A 21,844-nucleotide genomic window follows, 5' to 3' on the forward strand; every position below is an offset into this window, starting at 1 on the left:
GGCCCGCCCCGATAAAAACGCGTCAGGTCAGGCGTTCTCGCCGGCGGCGGATTCGCCGTCACCACCCTGCAGCAAATTGATGGTGCGGTTCAGGTCGCTGACAATGCCTCCGGAATACCGGTTGATCACGAATGACACGTTGCGCTGGTTGTAGTTGACGTACGAGCTTCGGATGAAGCCCCACTTGGAGGAGATGTCGCCCAGCAAAGTGCGAAGCTCACCCCGAGGGTTGCCCTTCGACACCGTTTTCATCAGCGTGTCGAACTGCTTGGCCTGCTGATCCAGCGACATCTCAGAGTCCGCCCCCTGAAAGGTCTGGGAGACCGAAGAGGTGGATCGCGCTGCGTATTTGGTCATCATCTTCGCCATCAGCAGCGAGGCGGCCCGGGCCGCTTCGACCCGTTCGTCAGTATTCAGGGTGTCAGAGGTGCTGGCCAGGTCGTACAACTCGTCCGAAATCAGGCTCAGCGCCTGAGCCTGGTTGGCCATGTCAGAGACCAGCCGGAGATCCGGATAGCTGTTCTCACGGACGTAGTTGATGTTGTCGCGCATCAGCTTCTTGTACCGATCAAACTCGGTCTGAAGCTGGCTGACCTGCTCCGAGTCAAGGAGGTCGCCGGATTGACCGCCGACTTCATTCATTTCCGCATTGGCGCCATTAATGCCGGCGACAACCTGATTGAGCGTGTCGGTGTGGCCATTGGCACTGAAATAGTAGAAAGCGTTCAGGGCTGCGAAGTTATGGATACGAAATTGGTGTAGGCTGGACAGCAGGGGCGTGTTTGCGGCCTGCGCCGTCAGGGACAGCGAGCCAAGTGCCAGCGCGACAAAGAGGGCAAGCGCCGCGCGAAATCGGTAGCCGGTCTGGATCATCAGCGGGCATCTCCATTGTTGTTGTATCGAACCGGAGGCGTATCGCCGCTGCAGTCGGTTGGGCCTCGGTTCGCTGAGTGATTGTCCGTCACTGCGGTGCCTGCGGTAACACAGGTCTGGAAATGAGGCTAAATCAACGCGGAGGGGCAATCAAGCAGTTCCCGCGCCGGTGTGATGCAGTTTTACAGTCTGTTACGCCCGGTGGGTTGGTTATGAGGTGCGACCAGAAACAAATTGACAAATGCTGCGTTTTTTTTCATCGTAGCCCACTCCGATTCAAACGACTGTATGAATTTTGGATCGGACGATCGGGCAGTGATCGAAATCCCGCTGTCTGGACAGATTAAAGACGCTGTAGGAATGTTCCGGACAGTTCCAAACACAGACTGGAGATCAGTTGATGATTTACGACGGTAAAGCCATCAAGGTGAAAGAGATCGAAGGCGGAATCGCTCAGCTGAACTTCGACCTGGAAGGCGAGTCAGTCAACAAGTTCAATCGCCTTACCATCGAAGAGCTTGGCGAAGCCGCAGGCAAGCTGAAGGATGCCAAGAACATCAAGGGGCTGGTCGTGACCAGTTCCAAGGACAGCTTCATTGTCGGTGCCGACATTACCGAGTTCACCGACCTGTTTGCAGGCCCGGAAGAGGACCTGGTGGCCAATAACCTGAAGGCCAACGACGTTTTCAATACCATCGAGGATCTGCCGTTCCCGACGGTTACCGCAATCAACGGCATGGCGCTTGGTGGCGGCTTCGAAATGTGCCTGTCGACTGACTACCGAGTGGCCGACAACAAGGCGAAAGTGGGTCTGCCGGAAGTCAAGCTGGGTATCTTCCCGGGCTTCGGTGGGACCGTCCGCCTGTCTCGCCTGATCGGCGCCGACTATGCCATCGAGTGGATCTCCGGCGGCTCCGAAAACCGCGCGGACAAGGCGCTGAACGAAGGTGCTGTCGATTCCGTGGTGGAAGCGGACAAGCTCGTGGAAGCGGCTGTTGCGATCATCAACGAAGCTAACGCCGGCAAGCTCGATTACAAGGCGCGCCGTGAAGAGAAGCAGGGCAAGCTCAAGCTGAACGCCATGGAAAGCATGATGGTGTTCGAGACGGCCAAGGGCTTCGTCGCTGGCAAGGCCGGCAAGAACTACCCATCACCGGTCGAGTCCATCAAGGTCATGCAGAAGCATGCCGGCCTGACCCGTGACAAGGCGATCGAAGTGGAAGCCAAGGGCTTCGCCAAGATGGCCAAGACCAACACGGCAGCCTGCCTGGTTGGGCTGTTCCTGAATGATCAGGAGCTGAAGAAGAAGTCCAAGCAGTGGGAGAAGGAAGCCAATCCGGTGAATCTCTCCGCCGTGCTGGGTGCCGGCATCATGGGCGGTGGCGTTGCGTTCCAGTCCGCACTGAAGGGCACACCGATCCTGATGAAGGACATCAACCAGGACGGTATTGATCTTGGTCTGAGTGAAGCCAAGAAGCTCCTGACCAAGCGTATTGACAAAGGCAAGATGAAGCCGGATCAGATGGCGGACGTGCTGAACAACATCACGCCGACCCTGAACTACGGTGACTTCGGCAATGTCGACATCGTCGTGGAAGCGGTTGTCGAGAATCCGAAGGTGAAGGACGCTGTGCTGCGCGAGACCGAAGATCACATCGGCGAGAATGCGATCCTGACGTCCAACACCTCCACGATTTCCATCGACACGCTGGCCAAGAATCTCAAGCGTCCGGAAAACTTCTGCGGCATGCACTTCTTCAACCCGGTACACATGATGCCGCTGGTGGAGGTCATCCGTGGTGAGAAGACCAGTGACCGTGCCGTCGCGACCACCGTCGCGTACGCCAAGGCCATGGGCAAGACTCCGATTGTCGTCAACAACTGCCCGGGCTTCCTGGTCAACCGGATCCTGTTCCCGTACTTCGGCGGCTTCCTGCACCTGATCCGTGACGGCGCTGACTTCCAGCACGTCGACAAGGTCATGGAGAAGTTTGGCTGGCCGATGGGTCCGGCATATCTGCAGGACGTGGTTGGCATGGACACCAGTAAGCATGCCGGCGACGTCATGGCAGAAGGCTTCCCGGACCGGATGAGCCACGATAGCAAGACCGCTATCGACGTCATGTTCGAGAAGGAGCGCCTCGGCCAGAAGAGCGGCAAGGGCTTCTACCAATACGAACTGGACAAGAAAGGCAAGCAGAAGAAGGTTGTCGACGAAGAGACCTACGAGCTGCTCAAGCCGGTCGTTCAGCAGCAGAACGAATTCACCGATGACGAAATCATCGAACGCATGATGGTTCCGCTGTGCCTGGAGACGGTGCGCTGTCTGGAAGACGGCATTGTCGACACGCCGACCGAAGCGGATATGGGCCTGGTTTACGGCATCGGCTTCCCGCCGTTCCGCGGTGGCGCGCTGCGTTATATCGACGATCTGGGCGTTGAGGAATTCGTCCGTATCGCCGACAAGTACGCGGACCTGGGTGCGCTGTACCACCCGACCGACAAGCTGCGTGAAATGGCCAAGAACGGCGAAACATTCTTTGGCTGATTGCTGAACGAGATTTCCGAACGGAGAAACAATCTATGAGCCTTAATCCGAGAGACGTTGTCGTCGTCGATTGCGTACGGACACCGATGGGCCGTGCCAAGAATGGCTGTTTCCGCAACGTACGCGCGGAAACCCTGTCCGCCACGCTGGTCGATGCCCTGTTTGACCGTAATCCGAAGCTCGATCCGAGCGAAGTGGAAGATGTGATCTGGGGTTGTGTGAACCAGACAAAAGAGCAGGGGATGAACGTCGCGCGTCAGATCTCCCTGATGACGCGGATTCCCCACGAGTCCGCCGCCCAGACCGTCAACCGGCTGTGCGGGTCGTCGATGACCGCAGCGCACACTGCGGCGCAGGCGATCGAGACCAATAACGGTGACGTGTTCATCATCGGCGGTGTGGAGCACATGGGTCACATCCCGATGACCTCCGGCTTTGACCACAACCCGGCGGCGTCCAAGTACACGGCCAAGGCCTCCAATATGATGGGCCTGACCGCGGAAATGCTGGCGAAGATGCACGGCATCACCCGTGAGCAGCAGGACGAGTTCGGCGCGCGGTCACATCATCGTGCCGCCGAAGCCCGTGAAGCCGGCAAGTTCGACAATGAGATCGTGCCGGTGGAAGGCCACGACGAAAACGGCTTCAAGGTACTGGTGGAACAGGACGAGACCATTCGTCCGGAAACCACCGTTGAGAGCCTGAGTCAGCTCAAGCCGGCCTTTGATCCGAAGCAGGGTACGGTCACCGCCGGGACGTCCTCCCAGCTGACCGACGGTGCCTCAGCCATGATCCTCATGTCCGCCGAGCGTGCCGAGGCCCTTGGGCTGAAGCCGATCGCGAAGATCCGCAGCATGGCCGTTGCCGGTGTCGATCCGGCGATCATGGGCTATGGCCCCGTTCCGGCGACCAAGAAGGCCCTCAAGCGTGCCGGCCTGAAGGTCGAGGACATCGACTTCTGGGAACTGAACGAAGCGTTCGCTGGCCAGTCCCTGCCGGTCCTGAAGGATCTCAAACTGCTGGACGTCATGGACGAGAAGGTCAACCTGAACGGCGGTGCCATCGCACTGGGTCACCCACTGGGCTGCTCTGGCGCCCGGATCTCCACCACCCTGCTGAACGTGATGCAGGACAAAGGCGGCAAACTGGGTGTTTCCACCATGTGCATTGGTTCCGGCCAGGGTGTGGCCACGGTCTGGGAACGGCTGTAACTCAGCGCTTCGACGCAGACGAAAAGCCCGGCTCCGGCCGGGCTTTTTTGTCGTTCTGCGTTTTTTTGGGTTGTGTGCACTATCTTGACCCTGTAAAAAAGAGCACCTATATAAATGGACCCCAGTGCGGATCGCTCTGCCCAACCCGTTTTTGGGCGTTTCGGTCTCTGAGCAGACCGACGGTTCGACGGGGCACAGAGTCATCCCCAGCGAAGGATCAGACTGTCCGATATGGGTAAAAACCTTGTCATTGTCGAGTCCCCGGCAAAGGCCAAGACGATTAACAAGTATCTGGGCGCCGATTATGTCGTGAAGTCCAGCGTCGGCCATATTCGTGACCTGCCGGTGAGCGGTAGCGGCTCAAAGAAAGACCCCAAGGAAAGTGCCCGGCAGGCGGCACAGACACGCAAGATGAGCCCGGAAGAGAAGGCTGAGTACAAGGCCCGCAAGGCCCGGGAGCAGCTGGTTGCACGCATGGGGGTGGACCCGGAGAAGAACTGGGATGCGAATTATCAGGTTCTGCCTGGGAAAGAGAAGGTGGTCAGTGAGCTTCAGCGTCTCGCCAAGTCGGCGGACAGGGTCTATCTCGCGACGGACCTTGACCGTGAAGGGGAGGCCATTGCCTGGCACCTGAAAGAAACCATTGGCGGCGATGATGACAAGTACCGTCGCGTGGTTTTCAACGAAATCACCAAGCGTGCGATCCGTGAGGCGTTTGCCGAGCCGGGCGAAGTCGATACCAGTCGCGTCAACGCGCAGCAGGCCCGCCGGTTCCTAGACCGTGTGGTCGGGTACATGGTGTCGCCGCTGCTATGGAGCAAGATTGCCCGCGGTCTGTCGGCCGGTCGTGTCCAGTCCGTCGCCGTTCGCCTGATTGTTGAGCGGGAACGGGAAATCCGTGCGTTCGTTCCGGAGGAGTACTGGCAGCTGCACGCCGATCTCGCACCGGAAAGTGCCGATGCCGAGCCGGTGCGGTTTGAGGTCACGCGTCATTCCGGCAAGGCGTTCCGCCCCACGAGTGAGCAGGAAACCAACGGCCACGTTGCCGCGCTCCAGAACGCGGGGTATCAGGTCGCCAAACGGGAAGACAAACCGACCAAATCCCGCCCCAACGCGCCGTTCATCACCTCAACGCTGCAACAGGCTGCCAGCAATCGCATGAGTTTCAGCGTCAAGAAAACCATGACGCTGGCGCAGCGCCTCTACGAGGCCGGGTTTATTACCTACATGCGGACCGACTCGACCAATCTCAGCGGGGAAGCGCTGAGCAGCGCGCGCAGCTACATTGAGGAGCAGTTCGGCAAGCGTTATCTGCCGGAGCAGCCCCGCGTTTATGGGAGCCGTGAAGGCGCCCAGGAGGCGCACGAGGCGATTCGTCCGACGGATGTCACTCGTCGCCCGGCCGATATCCAGGGTCTGGAAAAGGATGCGGAGCGGCTCTATGAGCTGATCTGGCGGCAATTCATCGCCTGCCAGATGAACGACGCCGAGTTCCTGAGCTCGTCGGTCACCATTGAGGCCGGTGAGTACGAGCTGCGGACCCGTGGCCGGATCGTCCAGTTCGATGGCTTTCTCAAGGTGGCGCCGCAATCCAGCAAGAAGGACGACAACGTCGCGCTTCCGGATATTCAGGTTGGCGATTCCCTGGCCCTGAAGAAGCTGGACCCGACTCAGCACTTCACCAAGCCCGCGCCGCGCTATACGGAAGCGAGTCTGGTCAAGGAGCTGGAGAAGCGGGGGATTGGTCGGCCATCCACCTACGCGTCCATTATTTCCACCATCCAGGATCGCGGCTATGTGCGGCTTCAGAATCGCCGCTTCTACGCCGAAAAGATGGGGGATATCGTCACCGAGCGGCTCTCGGAGTCCTTCACGAACCTGATGGACTACGATTTCACCGCTCGTCTGGAAGAAGAGCTGGATGAAATCGCCGAGGGCGAGGTGGACTGGAAAGCCGTACTGAACAGCTTTTACGCCCGCTTCAAGAAACAGCTCGACGAGGCCGGTTCGGATGGCGAAGGCGGGATGCGCAGCAACACCCCGACGGAGACCGACATCGAGTGCCCGACCTGCGGTCGCAACATGCAGATCCGGGTGGCAAGCACTGGAGTCTTCCTGGGCTGCTCCGGTTATAAACTGCCGCCCAAGGAGCGGTGTAAGCAGACCATGAACCTGGTCTCGGGCGATGAGGTGGTCAGCGAAGACGACGATGTGGAAGGCGAGGGCGAGAGCCGCCTGCTGCGTAAGAAGCGCCGGTGCGCCAAGTGCGGGACGGCCATGGACAGTTACCTCATCGACGAGAAGCGCAAGCTGCACGTCTGCGGTAATCACCCCGACTGCGATGGCTATGAAATCGAGCAGGGCAGCTTTCGAATCAAGGGGTACGACGGCCCGACGCTGGAATGCGACAAGTGCGGTTCGGAAATGCAGCTCAAGACGGGTCGTTTTGGTAAATACTTCGGGTGCACGAATACCGAGTGCAAGAACACCCGTAAGTTGTTGCGCAATGGGGAGCCTGCGCCACCCAAGATGGACCCGGTCCCCATGCCCGAGCTCAAATGCCAGAAGGTGGACGACACCTACGTGCTGCGGGATGGTGCCTCAGGCCTGTTCCTGGCGGCCAGCCAGTTTCCCAAGAACCGGGAGACCCGCGCGCCGCTGATCAGTGAGATCAAGCCTCATAAGGACGAGATTGATCCGAAGTACCACTACCTCATGTCCGCTCCGGAAAAAGACCCGGCCGGCAACCCGACGGTCATCCGCTACAGCCGCAAGACGAAAGAGCAGTACGTCATGAGCGAGAAGGATGGCAAAGCGACAGGCTGGAAGGCGTTCTATACCGGCAAGCAGTGGCAGGACAACGGCAAAGAGCCGAAGTAAGGTGGGTTTTGCCGCGGAATCCACGGAACGACACGGAAGCGCCCTTCGGACGAAAAAAATGGGCGAATAAGAGAGTGACCGGTAAGCGGCGTGTCATCGCGCAGTCGCTTAACGCTCGTTAACCGTCACGTTGAATCATTATTTTTCCGTGATCTTCCGCGGATTCCGTGGCCAATCAACCGCCGGAGCCCCGTAACCGCGCCAGCAGACTCGACGTATCCCAGCGTCCGCCACCCATGTTCTGCACATCGGCGTAGAACTGGTCCACCAGCGCCGTTAGGGGCAGCGTGGCCTGATGGTTGCGGGCTTCTTCGAGGCAGATGCCAAGGTCCTTGCGCATCCAGTCGACGGCGAAACCGTGGTTGTACTCGCCCTCAATCATGGTTCCGGCGCGGTTTTCCATCTGCCAGGATTGCGCGGCGCCCTGTGAGATCACATCGATCACCCGTTGCTGGTCGAGGCCGACCTGTTCGGCAAAGTGCAGTCCCTCCGCGAGACCCTGCACGACGCCCGCGACCGAAATCTGGTTCACCATCTTCGTGAGCTGCCCGGCGCCGGCGCTGCCCATGCGTGTGACTGCCTTGCCATAGGCTGCCATGATGGGCTCGGCGCGCGAGAAAGCCGCTTCGTCGCCGCCACACATGATCGTGAGCTGGCCGTTTTCCGCTCCCTGCTGACCACCGGACACCGGCGCATCGATAAACGACTGCCCGTACGACGTGGCGTGACGGGCCAGTTCCCGGGCGACCTCGCCGGAGGCGGTGGTATGGTCAATCAGCAATGCGCCTTGTGGCGCGTTGGCGAGGATGCCGTCCTGCCCGAGATAGATGGCGTGCAAATCCCGGTCGGCGCCGACGCAGGTCACGATGCACTCGGCGTTGCGGACCGCTTCGGGAATGGTGTCGGCAGATTGACCGCCATGGTTCCGGGCCCACTGTGAGGCCTTGCTGGCGGTGCGGTTATAGACCGTGACGTCATGGCGCTTGCCTGCCAGGTGGCCGGCCATGGGGCCACCCATCACGCCAAGACCAATGAACGTAATTTTCATGAGAGGCTCCTTTCAATCGGTTGGAAGGAAGCGGGCCGGGCCACGCTCATGGATCCCAAAAAAAAGGCTGCACCGTGTGCAGCCTCTGGATCAACGCAACCGGATCAGCCTTTCGGATAATCGCGCTGGTTGGAGCCGGTGTACAGCTGGCGCGGCCGACCGATGCGGAAGCTGCCGCTGACCATTTCGTTCCAGTGTGAGTACCATCCGATCGTGCGGGACAGGGCAAAGATGACCGTGAACATGGAGGTCGGAATGCCCATCGCTTTGAGGATGATCCCGGAATAGAAATCGACATTCGGGAACAGCTTGCGCTCGATGAAATACTCGTCTTCAAGCGCAATCTTCTCCAGGCGCTGAGCAATGCGCAGCAGTGGGTCGTCGATGCCGAGCTCGTTGAGGACTTCGTGGCAGGTTTCGCGCATGACTTTGGCGCGCGGGTCGAAGTTCTTGTAGACCCGGTGGCCGAAGCCCATCAGGCGGAACGGATCGTTCTTGTCCTTGGCCTTTTCGATGAACCTCTCGATATTTGACTCGTCGCCGATCTCCGCCAGCATGTCCAGAACCGCTTCGTTTGCACCGCCGTGTGCCGGTCCCCACAGCGCGGCAATGCCCGAGGCAATGCAGGCGTACGGATTGGCGCCGGTGGAACCGGCCAGACGGACCGTCGACGTCGAGGCGTTCTGCTCGTGATCGGCGTGGAGGATGAAAATCTTGTCCATGGCTTTCGCCAGGATCGGGTTCACCTTGTATTCCTCACAGGGATTGCCGAACATCATCTGGAGGAAGTTTTCGGAGTAATTGAGGTCGTTGCGGGGGTAGATGAACGGCTGGCCATTGGCGTACTTGTAACACCAGGCCGCGATGGTCGGCATCTTCGCCACCAGGCGGTGCGCCGTGATCTGGCGCTGCTCTTCGTTATTGACGTCCATCTGGTCGTGGTAGAACGCCGACAATGCTCCGACAACCCCACACATGATGGCCATCGGGTGCGCGTCACGGCGGAAGCCGCTGAAGAAGTGGCGCATCTGATCGTGGATCATGGTGTGGTGCTTGACGGTGTCCTTGAAGACCTCGCCCTGTTCCTTTGTGGGCAGCTCTCCGTTCAACAGGAGATAGCAGACTTCCAGGTAGTCGCTGTTCTCAGCCAGTTCCTGGATGGGGTAGCCGCGGTGAAGCAGGATCCCGTTGGCACCATCAATATAGGTGATTTTCGATTCACAGGCTGCCGTGGAAACGAAGCCGGGGTCGTAGGTGAAAACCCCCTCTTGAACCAAAGACCGTACGTCAATGACGTCAGGCCCTTCCGTGCCGGAGTATACGGGCAGCTCGATTGATTGTTCACCCACCGAAAGCGTCGCTTTCCTGTCGGTCATGGTGCTCTCCTATATCAGCTTAGCCAGCGTAAGGGACCCCCGGGACACGGTCTGCATGGCCGGAGCGACCGGATGTCAGGCCCGGTCGGCGCCACCGGTGATTCCCTGAAAGGCGACTATTATCGCAGGAACGCCCCGTCAGGTCACGGCTTCACACCAGATGCCTGCCGGGGCGCTGTTTTCGTTCTGTCTCATCACGGAATCCGCGCCAGCCCCCGTCATTGAGGGGTGGTGGACTCTGTGACTGTGTCGGCAAAATATAGGGTGGATGGTTTTATTGTCAATGCGGCATGCATTGCGGATCCGGAGTGACGGATGTCCGGGATGGTCTCGCCGTCGGCTTCAACACCATGGGGTGTGGGTTAGACGAAGGTCCGGTACAGCGCTCGCAGATTCCTGAAAATAAACCGCTCTGTGGGGATCTGGAGGGCTAACTCCCTGCTCCTCAGGGACTTTCACAGTGTGGATGGTTTGTAATTCATGGGGCCGCTCCTTATAATCCTTGGCCCGTAACCGGGGATATGCCGGCTCCGGAACGCCGATCAGGGCCGGGCAATGATCACGTTTCCCTCCTGATGCTGGACCCACCGTCGGGTCGTCAGCGACACCAACCAAATTTCCGCGGGCATTCCGGCAATCCGCGGATAAAAAAAGAGTGTGAGAGAGCTGTGAATAGCAAACGACCAGTCAATCTCGATCTCGGCAAATTCCACTTCCCATTGCCGGCCATCACGTCGATCCTTCACCGGATCAGTGGGGTCATCATCTTTGTGGGTCTTGCCTTCCTCCTCTACGGCCTTGATCTGTCGCTCTCCGGAGAAGACGGATTCAACCAGGTCAGCGCTTTGCTGGACTCGTTTCTGGCGAAGCTGATTGTATGGGGCATCCTTTCCGCGCTGCTGTATCACCTTGTGGCCGGAATCAAGCACCTGATCATGGACATGGGCTACGGTGAAGAGCTTGAAAGCGGTCGGTTGGCCGCCAAGGCCACCGTCGTCGTGTCGGTTATTCTCATCGTTCTGGCGGGGGTCTGGATATGGGGACTGTAAACAGCGTAACCAACCTGGGTCGCAGCGGTGTGTACGACTGGTTGATTCAGCGTGTCTCCGCCTATGTGCTGGCTCTATACACCCTGTTTCTGCTCGGATTCATCCTTTTCACGGATGTGACGTATGAAAGCTGGGCAGGGCTGTTTTCGACGACCTGGTTCCGTATCTTCAGTCTAATGGCGCTGGTTGCCATTGGGGCCCACGCCTGGGTCGGGCTGTGGACCGTCACCACCGACTACATCAAGGCGATGGCGCCGCGTTTTCTGGTCCAGGCGGGCTCTGGTGCGGTGATGTTCGTCTATGTGGTTTGGGGTGTAGAGATTCTCTGGGGGCTTTGATCCATGGCTAATATCAAAACGATTACGCACGATGCCATCGTCATCGGTGGTGGTGGTTCCGGTATGCGAGCGGCACTGCAGCTGACAGAGTCGGGCATCGATACCGCTTGTATCACCAAGGTCTTTCCGACCCGCTCGCACACGGTTTCCGCCCAGGGTGGTATTACCTGTGCGATCGCCAGTGCCGACCCCAACGACGATTGGCGCTGGCACATGTATGACACGGTGAAAGGCTCCGACTACATCGGTGACCAGGAAGCGATCGAATACATGTGCTCGGTTGGCCCTCAGGCCGTATTCGAGCTTGAACATATGGGGCTTCCGTTTTCCCGGACCGAAGAGGGACGGATCTATCAGCGCCCGTTTGGCGGGCAGTCGAAGGATTACGGCAAGGGCGGCCAGGCGGCCCGGACCTGTGCGGCGGCGGACCGGACGGGTCACGCACTGCTTCACACGCTGTATCAGGCCAACCTCAAGGGTGGCACGACCTTTCTGAACGAGTGGTACGCCGTCGACCTGGTGAAGAATGAAAAGAACCAGGTTCTGGGTGTCATCGGTATCGAGATCGAAACCGGTGAGGTGGTCTACATCAAAGCCAAGGCCACTGTCCTTGCGACGGGTGGTGCCGGGCGGATCTACGCGTCCACAACCAATGCCCTGATCAACACCGGCGATGGCATCGGCATGGCGCTGCGTGCCGGGTTCCCGGTACAGGACATGGAAATGTGGCAGTTCCACCCGACCGGTATCCACGGTGCGGGCACGCTGGTGACGGAGGGGTGCCGCGGTGAGGGCGGCTATCTGATCAACGCCGAAGGCGAGCGCTTCATGGAGCGTTACGCGCCCAATGCCAAGGATCTCGCGGGTCGGGATGTCGTGGCCCGGGCCATGGTCCTCGAAATTCTCGAGGGGCGCGGGTGTGGTCCGGAAAAAGATCACGTCAAACTCAAGCTGGACCATCTTGGTGAAGAAACGCTCAATCTGCGCCTGCCAGGCATTCTGGAGTTGTCGCGCACGTTCGCGCACGTGGATCCGGTCAAGGAACCGATTCCGGTGGTGCCGACCTGTCATTACATGATGGGCGGTATCCCGACAACGGTTGGCGGTCAGGCGCTGGGTCAGGATGAAGACGGCAACGATGTTGAAATCGACGGCCTGTTTGCCTGCGGTGAAGCGGCCTGTGTCTCGGTGCACGGCGCCAACCGTCTTGGCGGCAACTCGCTGCTGGACCTCGTTGTCTTCGGTCGTTCGGCCGGTCTGCACATTGAGAAGCTGCTTCGTGACGGCCCGGAGGCCATGGAAGCCTCCCAGGACGACATCGATCGGGCTATGGCGCGTCTTGATCGCCTGAACAACGCGACCGAGGGTGAGGATGTGGCTCAGGTCCGCAAGGATCTGCAGGATTGCATGCAGCTATACTTTGGCGTGTTCCGCGACGAAGACAGCATGCGCGAAGGTCTCTCCAAACTGGATGAGCTCGGCAAACGGGTTGGCAACACCCGTCTGGCGGATCGCAGTAACGCGTTCAATACCGCGCGGGTAGAGGCGCTTGAGCTGGATAACCTGTACGAAGTGGCTTATGCCACGGCCGTTTCTGCACTTGAGCGTCGAGAAAGCCGTGGTGCCCACGCCCGTAATGATTACACGGAGCGGGATGACGAGAACTGGCTGAAGCACTCGCTGTACTTTCCGCTCGAGAAGCGGCTTGGCAAGCGCGAAGTCAACTTTGCGCCGAAGACGGTGGACACGTTCCAGCCGAAGATTCGGACGTACTAGGGGAGGCAATCATGCTTGTAAGTGTCTATCGCTATAATCCGGAAACGGACAACGCGCCCTATATGCAGGACGTGGATCTGGACCTGCCCGAGGGCAAGGACCTGATGGTCCTGGACGTCCTGAACCTTCTGAAGGAGAAGGATCCCTCCCTGGCGTACCGTCGTTCCTGTCGGGAAGGCGTCTGTGGCTCTGACGGGCTGAACATGAACGGCAAGAACGGCCTTGGCTGCATCACGCCGTTATCGGAAGTGGTCAAGAAGGACAAGCTCGTCATCCGTCCACTGCCGGGCTTGCCCGTCATCCGGGACCTGGTTGTCGATATGACCATCTTCTATGAACAGTATGAGAAGGTGACGCCGTATCTGGTCAACCGGGATCCGGAGCCGGCCATTGAGCGTCTCCAGTCACCGGAAGACCGGGAAAAGCTGGACGGGCTGTACGAGTGTATCCTGTGCGCCTGCTGCTCGACCTCCTGCCCGTCGTTCTGGTGGAACCCGGACAAATTTATCGGCCCTGCAGGACTGCTGCAGGCGTACCGGTTCCTGGCTGATTCCCGGGATCAGGCTCAGGAAGAGAGGCTGGCCGATCTGGATGATCCGTTCAGTGTGTTCCGCTGCCGGGGCATCATGAACTGTGTGAGCGTGTGTCCGAAGGGGCTGAACCCGACCCGGGCCATCGGTCATATTCGCAGTCTGCTGCTTCAGCGGGCGACGTGACCGGCAAAAATACAGACAGGCGCTATACTGTTCTGATGAATCCAGCCCTGCGTACCGGGTGAAGGGAGATCCTCTTTCACTAAAGGCTAATATCCAATGATGGATGCGCAGGGCAGACTACGGAAGCCGTGACGCGCGCTTACAAGGCGCGCCCGCGGCTTTGCTGAATATAACCACCGGGGAACGGGAAACAGCCGTTGAGTCCCTGTGGTGGCGGCAGTCATCGGTTCGTCTCGGGGTGACTGTCCAGTGCCTTATGCCACCCAGGGATTGCTCCCCGAACAGTTCGAGGTGAGCCATTCAAAATGCCTGAAAGCATCATGGAGCAGCTATGGCGGACCTCCCATCTTCAGGGTGGGAATCTGGCCTATGTTGAAGAGCTTTTCGAAACCTATCTGACGGATCCGAATGCCGTCCCCGAAGAATGGCGTAACTATTTCGACAAGCTGCCCCGAGTCGATGGTTACGCTGGACAGGATGTGTCCCATGCGGCCATCCGAGAGCAGTTCGAGCACATTTCCCGCCATCAGCGATACTACGCAGCGAGCGTCCCCGCCAGCGCCACCACGGGTGCCGATCAGAAGCAGATCCGCGTTCTTCAGATGATCAACGCCTATCGTTTCCGCGGCCACCAGCAGGCGCAACTGGACCCACTTGGTGTGTGGCAGCGCACGCCGGTTGAAGATCTGGATCCGGCCTTCCACGGGCTCAATGATGCGGACATGGATCTGGAGTTCAAGACCGGCTCACTTGCCTTCGGCGGCGAAAACATGGCGCTGCGGGACATCCTGGATGGTCTGAAGGAAACCTACTGCAGCAGTATCGGCGCGGAATACATGCATGTGGTGGATACCCGCATCAAGCGCTGGTTCCAGCAGCGGATGGAGCCGGTGCGGTCCCATCCCGCCTATGCGGAAAAGACCCGGAAGCACATCCTCGAGCGTCTGACCGCCGCGGAAGGGCTGGAAAAATACCTCGGCTCCCGTTACCCCGGCGTAAAGCGCTTTGGCCTGGAGGGCGCGGAGAGCCTGATTCCCTGTCTGGACGAGCTGATCCAGCGGGCCGGCAGTTACGGCGCGAAGGAAATTGTCATTGGCATGGCGCACCGTGGCCGTCTCAACGTGCTCGTCAACACGCTGGGTAAGGAGCCGAGCGAACTGTTCGACGAGTTCGAGGGCAAGAACCTGGATGATGAGGGCTCCGGTGACGTCAAGTACCACCAGGGCTTCTCCTCGAATGTGATGACTGAGGGCGGCGAAGTTCACCTGGCACTGGCGTTCAACCCGTCCCACCTGGAAATTGTGTCTCCGGTGGTGGAGGGCTCCGTCCGGGCCCGCCAGACCCGACGCAACGACACGACTGGCAAACAGGTTGTTCCGATCATCATGCACGGCGATGCCGCGTTCGCCGGGCAGGGCGTGGTGATGGAAACCTTCCAGATGTCCCAGACCCGTGGCTTCGGCGTCGGCGGTACCGTGCACATCGTGGTGAACAACCAGGTCGGCTTTACGACCAGCCGCCAGGAAGACGCCCGCTCCACGGAATACTGCACCGACGTGGCCAAGATGGTTCAGGCGCCGATCCTGCACGTGAATGCGGACGACCCGGAAGCGGTCATGTTTGCCACGCAGATGGCGATGGACTACCGCAACGAGTTTGGCGGCGACGTGGTGATCGATCTGGTCTGTTATCGCCGCCGCGGCCACAACGAGGCTGATGAGCCCGCCGCAACTCAGCCGGTGATGTACGAGAAAATCCGTGGTCTGAAGACAACCCGTGGCCTATACGCGGCGTATCTCGAAGAGCAGAAGGTCATCGCCGAAGGGGATGCCAAGGCCATGGAGCGCGCGTACCGGGACGCCCTGGATGAGGGCGATCACGTCGTGAAGTCACTGGTGAAGGAGCCCAACAAGGACCTTTACGTTGACTGGACCCCGTATCTGGGGCACGAATGGACCGCCAAGTGCAAGACCAGCGTGGACTTCAAGCGCCTCAAGGAACTTGGCAAGAAAATGAGCGAGCTGCCTGAGGGCTTCGTTCTCCAGCGCCAGGTCAAGAAGATCGTCGAAGACCGTAGCAAGATGGATCAGGGCGCGCTGTCGCTGAACTGGGGCTATGGCGAGATCATGGCCTACGCCACGCTGCTGGACGAGGGGCACCCGATCCGTATAACCGGGCAGGATGTGCGGCGCGGGACCTTTTCGCACCGCCACGCGGTGTTCCACAACCAGAAAGGGGGCGACACCTACGTCCCGCTGGAGCACGTTGCTGACGATCAGCCGTCATTCGAAATCTATGACTCGCTCCTCTCGGAGGAAGCGGTCATGGCGTTTGAGTATGGCTACGCAACCACCACGCCGCAGTCGCTGGTGATCTGGGAAGCCCAGTTCGGTGACTTCTCGAATGGCGCTCAGGTGGTGATTGACCAGTTCCTGACCAGTGGCCAGCACAAGTGGGGACGCCTTTGCGGGCTGACCCTCTTGCTGCCGCACGGGTACGAAGGGCAGGGGCCGGAACACAGCTCCGCGCGACTGGAGCGGTTCCTGCAACTGTCGGCCGAGCACAACATTCAGGTGTGTGTGCCGACCACCCCCTCTCAGGTATTCCACATGCTGCGTCGCCAGGTGAAGCGGCCGCTGCGTAAGCCGCTGGTGGCGATTACGCCCAAGAGTCTGCTGCGCCATAAAGAAGCCGTCTCCAATCTGGATGACCTGACCGAGGGCACGTTCCGCACGGTCCTGCCCGAGAAGGAACCGTCGCCGGCGAACAAGGTCAAGCGTCTGATCCTGTGCTCCGGCAAGGTCTACTATGATCTGCTGGAGAAAAAGAAGGCCGATCAGCGCGATGATGTCGTTATCTTCCGTCTGGAGCAGCTCTATCCCTTCCCGGCGGATGACCTGGACGAGATGCTGGCGCCCTACAAGAATCTGACTCACGCCGTCTGGTGCCAGGAAGAGCCCATGAACCAGGGGGCCTGGTACTGCAGTCAGCACCACATGCGTGGGGCCTTGCACCGGCACAATCCCAAGCTGTACCTGCAGTACGCGGGCCGTAAGGCCTCGGCAGCGCCGGCAGCGGGGCATTTGTCTGTGCATGTCGAAGAACAGAAGCAGCTGGTGAACGACGCGTTTGAAGTCTGAGGAACGACTGAACTAAGGATCCGAGATGTCAACTGAAATCAAAGCACCCGTATTCCCCGAATCCGTGGCTGAGGGCACGGTTGCCACCTGGCACAAGCAACCCGGGGAAGCCTGTGAGCGTGACGAGCTGATCGTCGATATCGAGACCGACAAGGTCGTGCTGGAAGTGGTGGCGCCCGATGACGGCGTCATCGAATCCATCGCCAAGAACGAAGGCGATACGGTCGAAAGCGGTGAAGTTGTCGGGACTTTCAAGCCGGGTGCGGCGGGTGAAGCCTCCGCCAAGTCCTCTGGTGACGAGGGTGATAGCAAGGGTGACGATCAGGCCTCTGAATCCGCGCCTGAGGAAAGCGGGCCCAAGGCGCCCACCGATGGTGAACCGATCCTGAGCCCGGCGGCGCGTAAGCTGGCGGATGAGAACGAAGTGGATCCAGCGGCTGTTCACGGAACCGGCAAGGGTGGCCGTGTCACGAAGGAAGACGTTCAGAAGCACATTGACCAGAAAGGCAGTGCTCCGGCAGTCAGTGGGCCGTCCAAGCCGGCAGCCGATGCGCCGGTCGCTCCGGTGCAGCCCGGTGAACGTCCCGAGAAGCGGGTGCCGATGACCCGGCTGCGGGCGTCGATTGCCAAGCGGCTGGTGAGCGCGCAACAGGACGCGGCCATGCTCACCACCTTTAATGAAGTCAACATGAAGCCGGTCATGGAGCTGCGTAAGCAGTACAAAGACAGCTTCCAGGATCGTCACGGCGTCAAACTTGGCTTCATGTCGTTCTTCGCCAAAGCGGCGACTGAGGCACTGAAGCGCTTCCCGGCTGTGAACGCCTCCATCGATGGTAGCGACATGGTGTACCACGGCTATCAGGACGTCGGTGTCGCGGTCTCGACGGATCGCGGGCTGGTCGTGCCAGTCCTGCGGGACGTGGATGGCATGGGACTGGCGGACATCGAGAAAGGCATCATCGATTACGGTCAGCGTGCGCAACAGGGCAAGCTGGGCATTGAGGAAATGACCGGCGGCACCTTCACAATTACCAACGGTGGCATCTTCGGCTCTCTGATCTCGACGCCGATCCTCAACCCGCCGCAGACGGCCATTCTGGGGATGCACAAGATTCAGGAGCGCCCCATGGCCGTGAACGGTCAGGTCGAAATCCTGCCGATGATGTATCTGGCGCTGTCATATGACCACCGCATGATCGATGGCAAGGAAGCGGTCCAGTTCCTGGTGGCGATCAAGGAAATGGTCGAGGACCCGGCCCGAATTCTGCTCGACGTTTAATCGTTAATGCATTGGAGAAACAGGATCGAACATGGCGGATAAATACGATGTGATCATCATCGGGGCCGGCCCCGGCGGTTACGTGGCGGCCATTAAAGCAGCCCAGCTTGGTCTCAAGGTAGCCTGCGTTGAAAACTGGACGTCTGAGGACGGCAAGAAGCAGGTGCTGGGCGGTACCTGCCTGAACGTTGGCTGTATCCCGTCCAAAGCGCTGCTGGAAATCTCCCACAAGTACGAGGAAGCTCAGCACGGCTTTGCGGATCAGGGCATCGAGTTCAAGGACGCCAGCATCAATGTCGGCAAGATGATGTCCCGCAAGGAGACCATCGTGAACCAGCTGACCGGTGGGATTGCCCAGCTGTTCAAGGGCAACGGCGTCACGCCGATCCACGGTCGCGGTCGTGTACTGGCGAATCATCAGGTGGAAGTGACGGATAACGACGGCAATACAACCACCTATGAGGCGGATAATGTCGTCATCGCAACCGGCTCGAACCCGGTAGAAATCCCGCCGACGCCGATGACCGAGGGCTACATCACGGACTCCGAAGGCGCTCTGGAGTTTGACGAGGTGCCCAAGCGTCTGGGGGTGATCGGCGCGGGTGTGATCGGCCTGGAACTGGGCAGCGTCTGGGCGCGGCTGGGCTCGGAGGTCACCATCCTCGAGGCACAGGACACCTTCCTGCCGATGGTGGATCAGCAGGTCGCCAAAGACACGCTCAAGCAGTTCCAGAAGCAGGGCCTGAACATCAAGCTCAATTCACGGGTGACCGGTTCCAGCGTCAAGCGCAAGCTGGTCACTGTCAATTATGAAGACAACGACGGTGAGCAAGAGCTCAAAGTCGACAAGCTGATCGTCGCCGTCGGCCGCCGCCCGAACACGGACAACCTGTTGGCCGCCGACAGTGGCGTTAACCTGGATGAGCGGGGTTTCATCTTTGTGGATGACACCTGTCAGACGGACGCGCCCGGTGTCTGGGCCATTGGTGATGTTGTCCGTGGTCCGATGCTGGCGCACAAGGCCTCAGAAGAGGGCATTATGGTGGTCGAGCGGATTGCTGGCCACAAGCCCCAGGTCAACTATGACTGCATCCCTAACGTGATCTATACCCATCCTGAAGTGGCCTGGGTCGGCAAGAGCGAAGAGCAGCTCAAGGCCGAGGGGGAACAGTTCAAAGTGGGTGTGTTCCCGTTCGCAGCGAACGGCCGTGCCATGGCCGCCAATTCGGCGTCGGGTATGGTCAAGATCATCGCAGACGAAAAGACTGACCGCATTCTGGGTATGCACGTCATCGGCCCCCAGGCCTCTGAGATCATCGCCCAGGGCGTCATTGCCATGGAGTTCGGCTCGAGTGCGGAAGATCTGGCGCTGACCTGTTTCGCGCATCCGACCCTGTCCGAGTCGGTTCACGAAGCGGCGCTGGCAGTGGATGGCGGCGCCATCCATGCGGTCAACAAGCGCAAGAAGAAGTGACATAACAAGAAACGGGTGGACCGGCAAAGAGGCCGGTCCGCCGCCTTTCATCATCGTTATCCTCCAGTCAACGACAGGACAACACTATGAATTTGCATGAATACCAGGCCAAGCAGCTTTTCGCTGAATACGGCCTGCCTGTATCCGAAGGGGTGGCCTGCGACACCGCTGATGAAGCGGTGGCGGCAGCCGACAAGATCGGCGGCGACAGCTGGGTCGTGAAGGCCCAGGTGCATGCCGGTGGCCGCGGCAAGGCCGGCGGCGTCAAACTGGTCAACAGCAAGGATGAGATCCGCGATTTCGCCAATCAGTGGGTTGGCAAGAATCTGGTGACGTTCCAGACGGACGACAAGGGCCAGCCAGTCAGCAAGATTCTCGTCGAATCACTGACCGACATCGACCAGGAGCTCTACCTCGGTGCCGTCGTTGACCGGGGCAGCCGTCGCGTCGTGTTCATGGCGTCAACAGAAGGTGGCGTCGAGATCGAGAAGGTCGCCGAGGAAACCCCGGAAAAGATTCTTAAGGCAACGGTCGATCCGCTGGTGGGCGCTCAGGCTTACCAGGGGCGTGAGCTGGCCTTCAAACTGGGCCTGGAAGGCAACCAGATCAAACAGTTCACCAAGATTTTCCTGGGGCTGGCGAAGCTGTTTGAAGAGAAAGATCTGGCGCTGATTGAGATCAACCCGTTGGTTATCACGAAGACAGGTGACCTGCACTGCCTGGACGCCAAGATCGGCGTGGACGGCAATGCTCTGTACCGCCAGAAGCAGGTGGCGGACATGCACGATCCCTCTCAGGAAGACCAGCGTGAGGCGGATGCCGCTGCGTGGGACCTCAACTACGTTGCTCTGGACGGCAACATTGGTTGCATGGTTAACGGGGCGGGCCTGGCGATGGGCACCATGGACATCATCAAGCTTCACGGTGGCCAGCCGGCCAACTTCCTCGACGTGGGTGGCGGTGCCACCAAGGAACGGGTCACCGAGGCGTTCAAGATCATCCTGTCCGATGACAGTGTCCAGGCGGTACTGGTCAATATCTTCGGTGGTATCGTTCGTTGCGACATGATCGCCGAAGGCATTATTGGCGCCGTGAAGGAAGTGGGCGTGACCGTCCCCGTCGTGGTGCGACTGGAAGGCAACAACGCCGAGAACGGAACCAAAGTGCTCGCTGACAGTGGTCTCAACATCATCGCCGCGACCAGTCTGTCGAATGCTGCCGAGCAAGTCGTTAAAGCCGCGGGGGGTCAAGCATGAGCATCCTGATCAACAAAGACACGAAGGTCATCTGTCAGGGCTTCACGGGGGCCCAGGGTACCTTCCATTCGGAGCAGGCCATTGACTATGGCACGCAGATGGTCGGCGGCGTCAGTCCGGGTAAGGGCGGCACCAAGCATCTGGGCCTGCCGGTTTTCAACACCGTTCGCGAAGCGGTCGAGAACACTGGCGCCACTGCGACGGTGATCTACGTTCCGGCACCGTTCTGTAAAGACGCCATCATTGAGGCCGCTGACGCGGGCATCCAGGTGATCGTCTGCATCACAGAGGGGATTCCCACTCTGGACATGCTCTACGCCAAGGAGTACGTGGACCAGAAAGGCGTGCGCATGATCGGTCCGAACTGCCCGGGTGTGATCACGCCGGATCAGTGCAAGATCGGCATCATGCCGGGCCACATCCACAAGCCGGGCAAGGTCGGTATTGTTTCCCGCTCCGGCACGCTGACCTACGAGGCGGTGAAGCAGACGACCGACTTCGGCTACGGCCAGTCCACCTGCGTCGGCATTGGTGGCGACCCGATTCCGGGCTCCAACTTCATCGACATGCTCGAGCTGCTGGAGAAGGATCCGGAAACCGAAGCCATCGTCATGATCGGTGAAATCGGTGGTACGGCCGAGGAAGAAGCCGCGGCTTACATCAAGGACAATGTCAGCAAGCCGGTGGTTTCCTACATCGCCGGTGTCACCGCACCTCCGGGCAAACGGATGGGCCACGCGGGCGCCATCATTGCCGGTGGTAAGGGCACGGCCGATGATAAGTTCAACGCCCTGGAGTCTGCGGGCGTGAAGACCGTTCGGAGTCTGGCGGAAATCGGCCAGGCGCTGAAAGAGGTCACAGGCTGGTAATAGCGGGCCGC

15 protein-coding genes are annotated in these 21,844 nt (G+C 59.6%); 12 read left to right on the forward strand and 3 right to left on the reverse strand.

From position 1 onward, the window contains the following. Nucleotides 1-27: 27 nt before the first annotated feature. The gene (locus C8D92_RS02890; RefSeq protein WP_095610681.1) at nt 28-873 is read right to left on the reverse strand and encodes a hypothetical protein; all 846 of its coding nucleotides are present in this window, start codon (nt 871-873) and stop codon (nt 28-30) included. Nucleotides 874-1,273: 400 nt separating this feature from the next. Between C8D92_RS02890 and fadB the strand changes: the two genes are divergently transcribed. The 3 genes from fadB to topA all read left to right on the forward strand — a co-directional run bounded on the left by fadB (nt 1,274) and on the right by topA (nt 7,512). After that, nucleotides 1,274-3,421 (forward strand): fatty acid oxidation complex subunit alpha FadB, encoded by a 2,148-nt coding sequence (gene fadB / locus C8D92_RS02895; RefSeq protein ID WP_095610682.1) that lies wholly within the window; start codon nt 1,274-1,276, stop codon nt 3,419-3,421. A gap of 35 nt (nt 3,422-3,456) precedes the next feature. Then, entirely contained in the window at nt 3,457-4,632 is a 1,176-nt protein-coding gene (gene fadA, locus C8D92_RS02900) for an acetyl-CoA C-acyltransferase FadA (RefSeq protein WP_095610683.1), read from the forward strand. Between the two features lie 231 nt (nt 4,633-4,863). Continuing rightward, nucleotides 4,864-7,512 carry a type I DNA topoisomerase gene (gene topA / locus C8D92_RS02905; RefSeq protein WP_095610684.1) on the forward strand — a complete coding sequence of 883 codons (2,649 nt, stop codon included), beginning with the start codon at nt 4,864-4,866 and terminating at the stop codon, nt 7,510-7,512. A 175-nt stretch (nt 7,513-7,687) separates the two neighbouring features. On the opposite strand, the gene C8D92_RS02910 is transcribed toward topA, so the two are convergent. Both C8D92_RS02910 and gltA read right to left on the reverse strand, forming a co-directional pair. Then, a complete protein-coding gene (locus C8D92_RS02910; RefSeq protein WP_116918381.1) occupies nt 7,688-8,560 on the reverse strand; it encodes an NAD(P)-dependent oxidoreductase in 873 nt (290 codons plus the stop codon). Nucleotides 8,561-8,664: 104 nt separating this feature from the next. Beyond that, complete coding sequence (gene gltA, locus C8D92_RS02915; RefSeq protein ID WP_095610686.1) at nt 8,665-9,936, reverse strand: citrate synthase; 1,272 nt, start codon at nt 9,934-9,936, stop codon at nt 8,665-8,667. A 668-nt stretch (nt 9,937-10,604) separates the two neighbouring features. On the opposite strand from gltA, the gene sdhC reads away from it, so the two are divergent. From sdhC to sucD, 9 genes are all read left to right on the forward strand, one after another. Then, a complete protein-coding gene (gene sdhC, locus C8D92_RS02920; protein ID WP_095610687.1) occupies nt 10,605-10,985 on the forward strand; it encodes a succinate dehydrogenase, cytochrome b556 subunit in 381 nt (126 codons plus the stop codon). Next, a complete protein-coding gene (gene sdhD, locus C8D92_RS02925) occupies nt 10,973-11,323 on the forward strand; it encodes a succinate dehydrogenase, hydrophobic membrane anchor protein (protein ID WP_095610688.1) in 351 nt (116 codons plus the stop codon). Before sdhC ends, sdhD begins: the two co-directional genes overlap by 13 nt. A 3-nt stretch (nt 11,324-11,326) precedes the next feature. After that, nucleotides 11,327-13,099: a succinate dehydrogenase flavoprotein subunit gene (gene sdhA / locus C8D92_RS02930; protein ID WP_095610689.1), complete on the forward strand. Its 1,773-nt coding sequence runs from the start codon at nt 11,327-11,329 to the stop codon at nt 13,097-13,099. Nucleotides 13,100-13,107: 8 nt separating this feature from the next. Continuing rightward, nucleotides 13,108-13,815: a succinate dehydrogenase iron-sulfur subunit gene (locus C8D92_RS02935; RefSeq protein ID WP_228151147.1), complete on the forward strand. Its 708-nt coding sequence runs from the start codon at nt 13,108-13,110 to the stop codon at nt 13,813-13,815. 305 nt (nt 13,816-14,120) lie between these two features. Further along, the gene (locus C8D92_RS02940) at nt 14,121-16,955 is read left to right on the forward strand and encodes a 2-oxoglutarate dehydrogenase E1 component (protein WP_095610691.1); all 2,835 of its coding nucleotides are present in this window, start codon (nt 14,121-14,123) and stop codon (nt 16,953-16,955) included. Between the two features lie 25 nt (nt 16,956-16,980). Next, a complete protein-coding gene (odhB, locus tag C8D92_RS02945) occupies nt 16,981-18,234 on the forward strand; it encodes a 2-oxoglutarate dehydrogenase complex dihydrolipoyllysine-residue succinyltransferase (RefSeq protein ID WP_095610692.1) in 1,254 nt (417 codons plus the stop codon). A gap of 31 nt (nt 18,235-18,265) precedes the next feature. Next, nucleotides 18,266-19,708, forward strand: coding sequence for a dihydrolipoyl dehydrogenase (gene lpdA / locus C8D92_RS02950; RefSeq protein WP_095610693.1), 1,443 nt, complete (start codon nt 18,266-18,268; stop codon nt 19,706-19,708). A gap of 86 nt (nt 19,709-19,794) precedes the next feature. Beyond that, complete coding sequence (gene sucC, locus C8D92_RS02955) at nt 19,795-20,964, forward strand: ADP-forming succinate--CoA ligase subunit beta (protein WP_116918382.1); 1,170 nt, start codon at nt 19,795-19,797, stop codon at nt 20,962-20,964. Then, nucleotides 20,961-21,833 carry a succinate--CoA ligase subunit alpha gene (gene sucD / locus C8D92_RS02960; RefSeq protein ID WP_095610694.1) on the forward strand — a complete coding sequence of 291 codons (873 nt, stop codon included), beginning with the start codon at nt 20,961-20,963 and terminating at the stop codon, nt 21,831-21,833. The genes sucC and sucD overlap by 4 nt, the downstream gene beginning before the upstream one ends. Nucleotides 21,834-21,844 lie beyond the last annotated feature (11 nt).

The organism is Tamilnaduibacter salinus, assembly GCF_003096655.1.
GTDB lineage: Bacteria > Pseudomonadota > Gammaproteobacteria > Pseudomonadales > Oleiphilaceae > Tamilnaduibacter > Tamilnaduibacter salinus.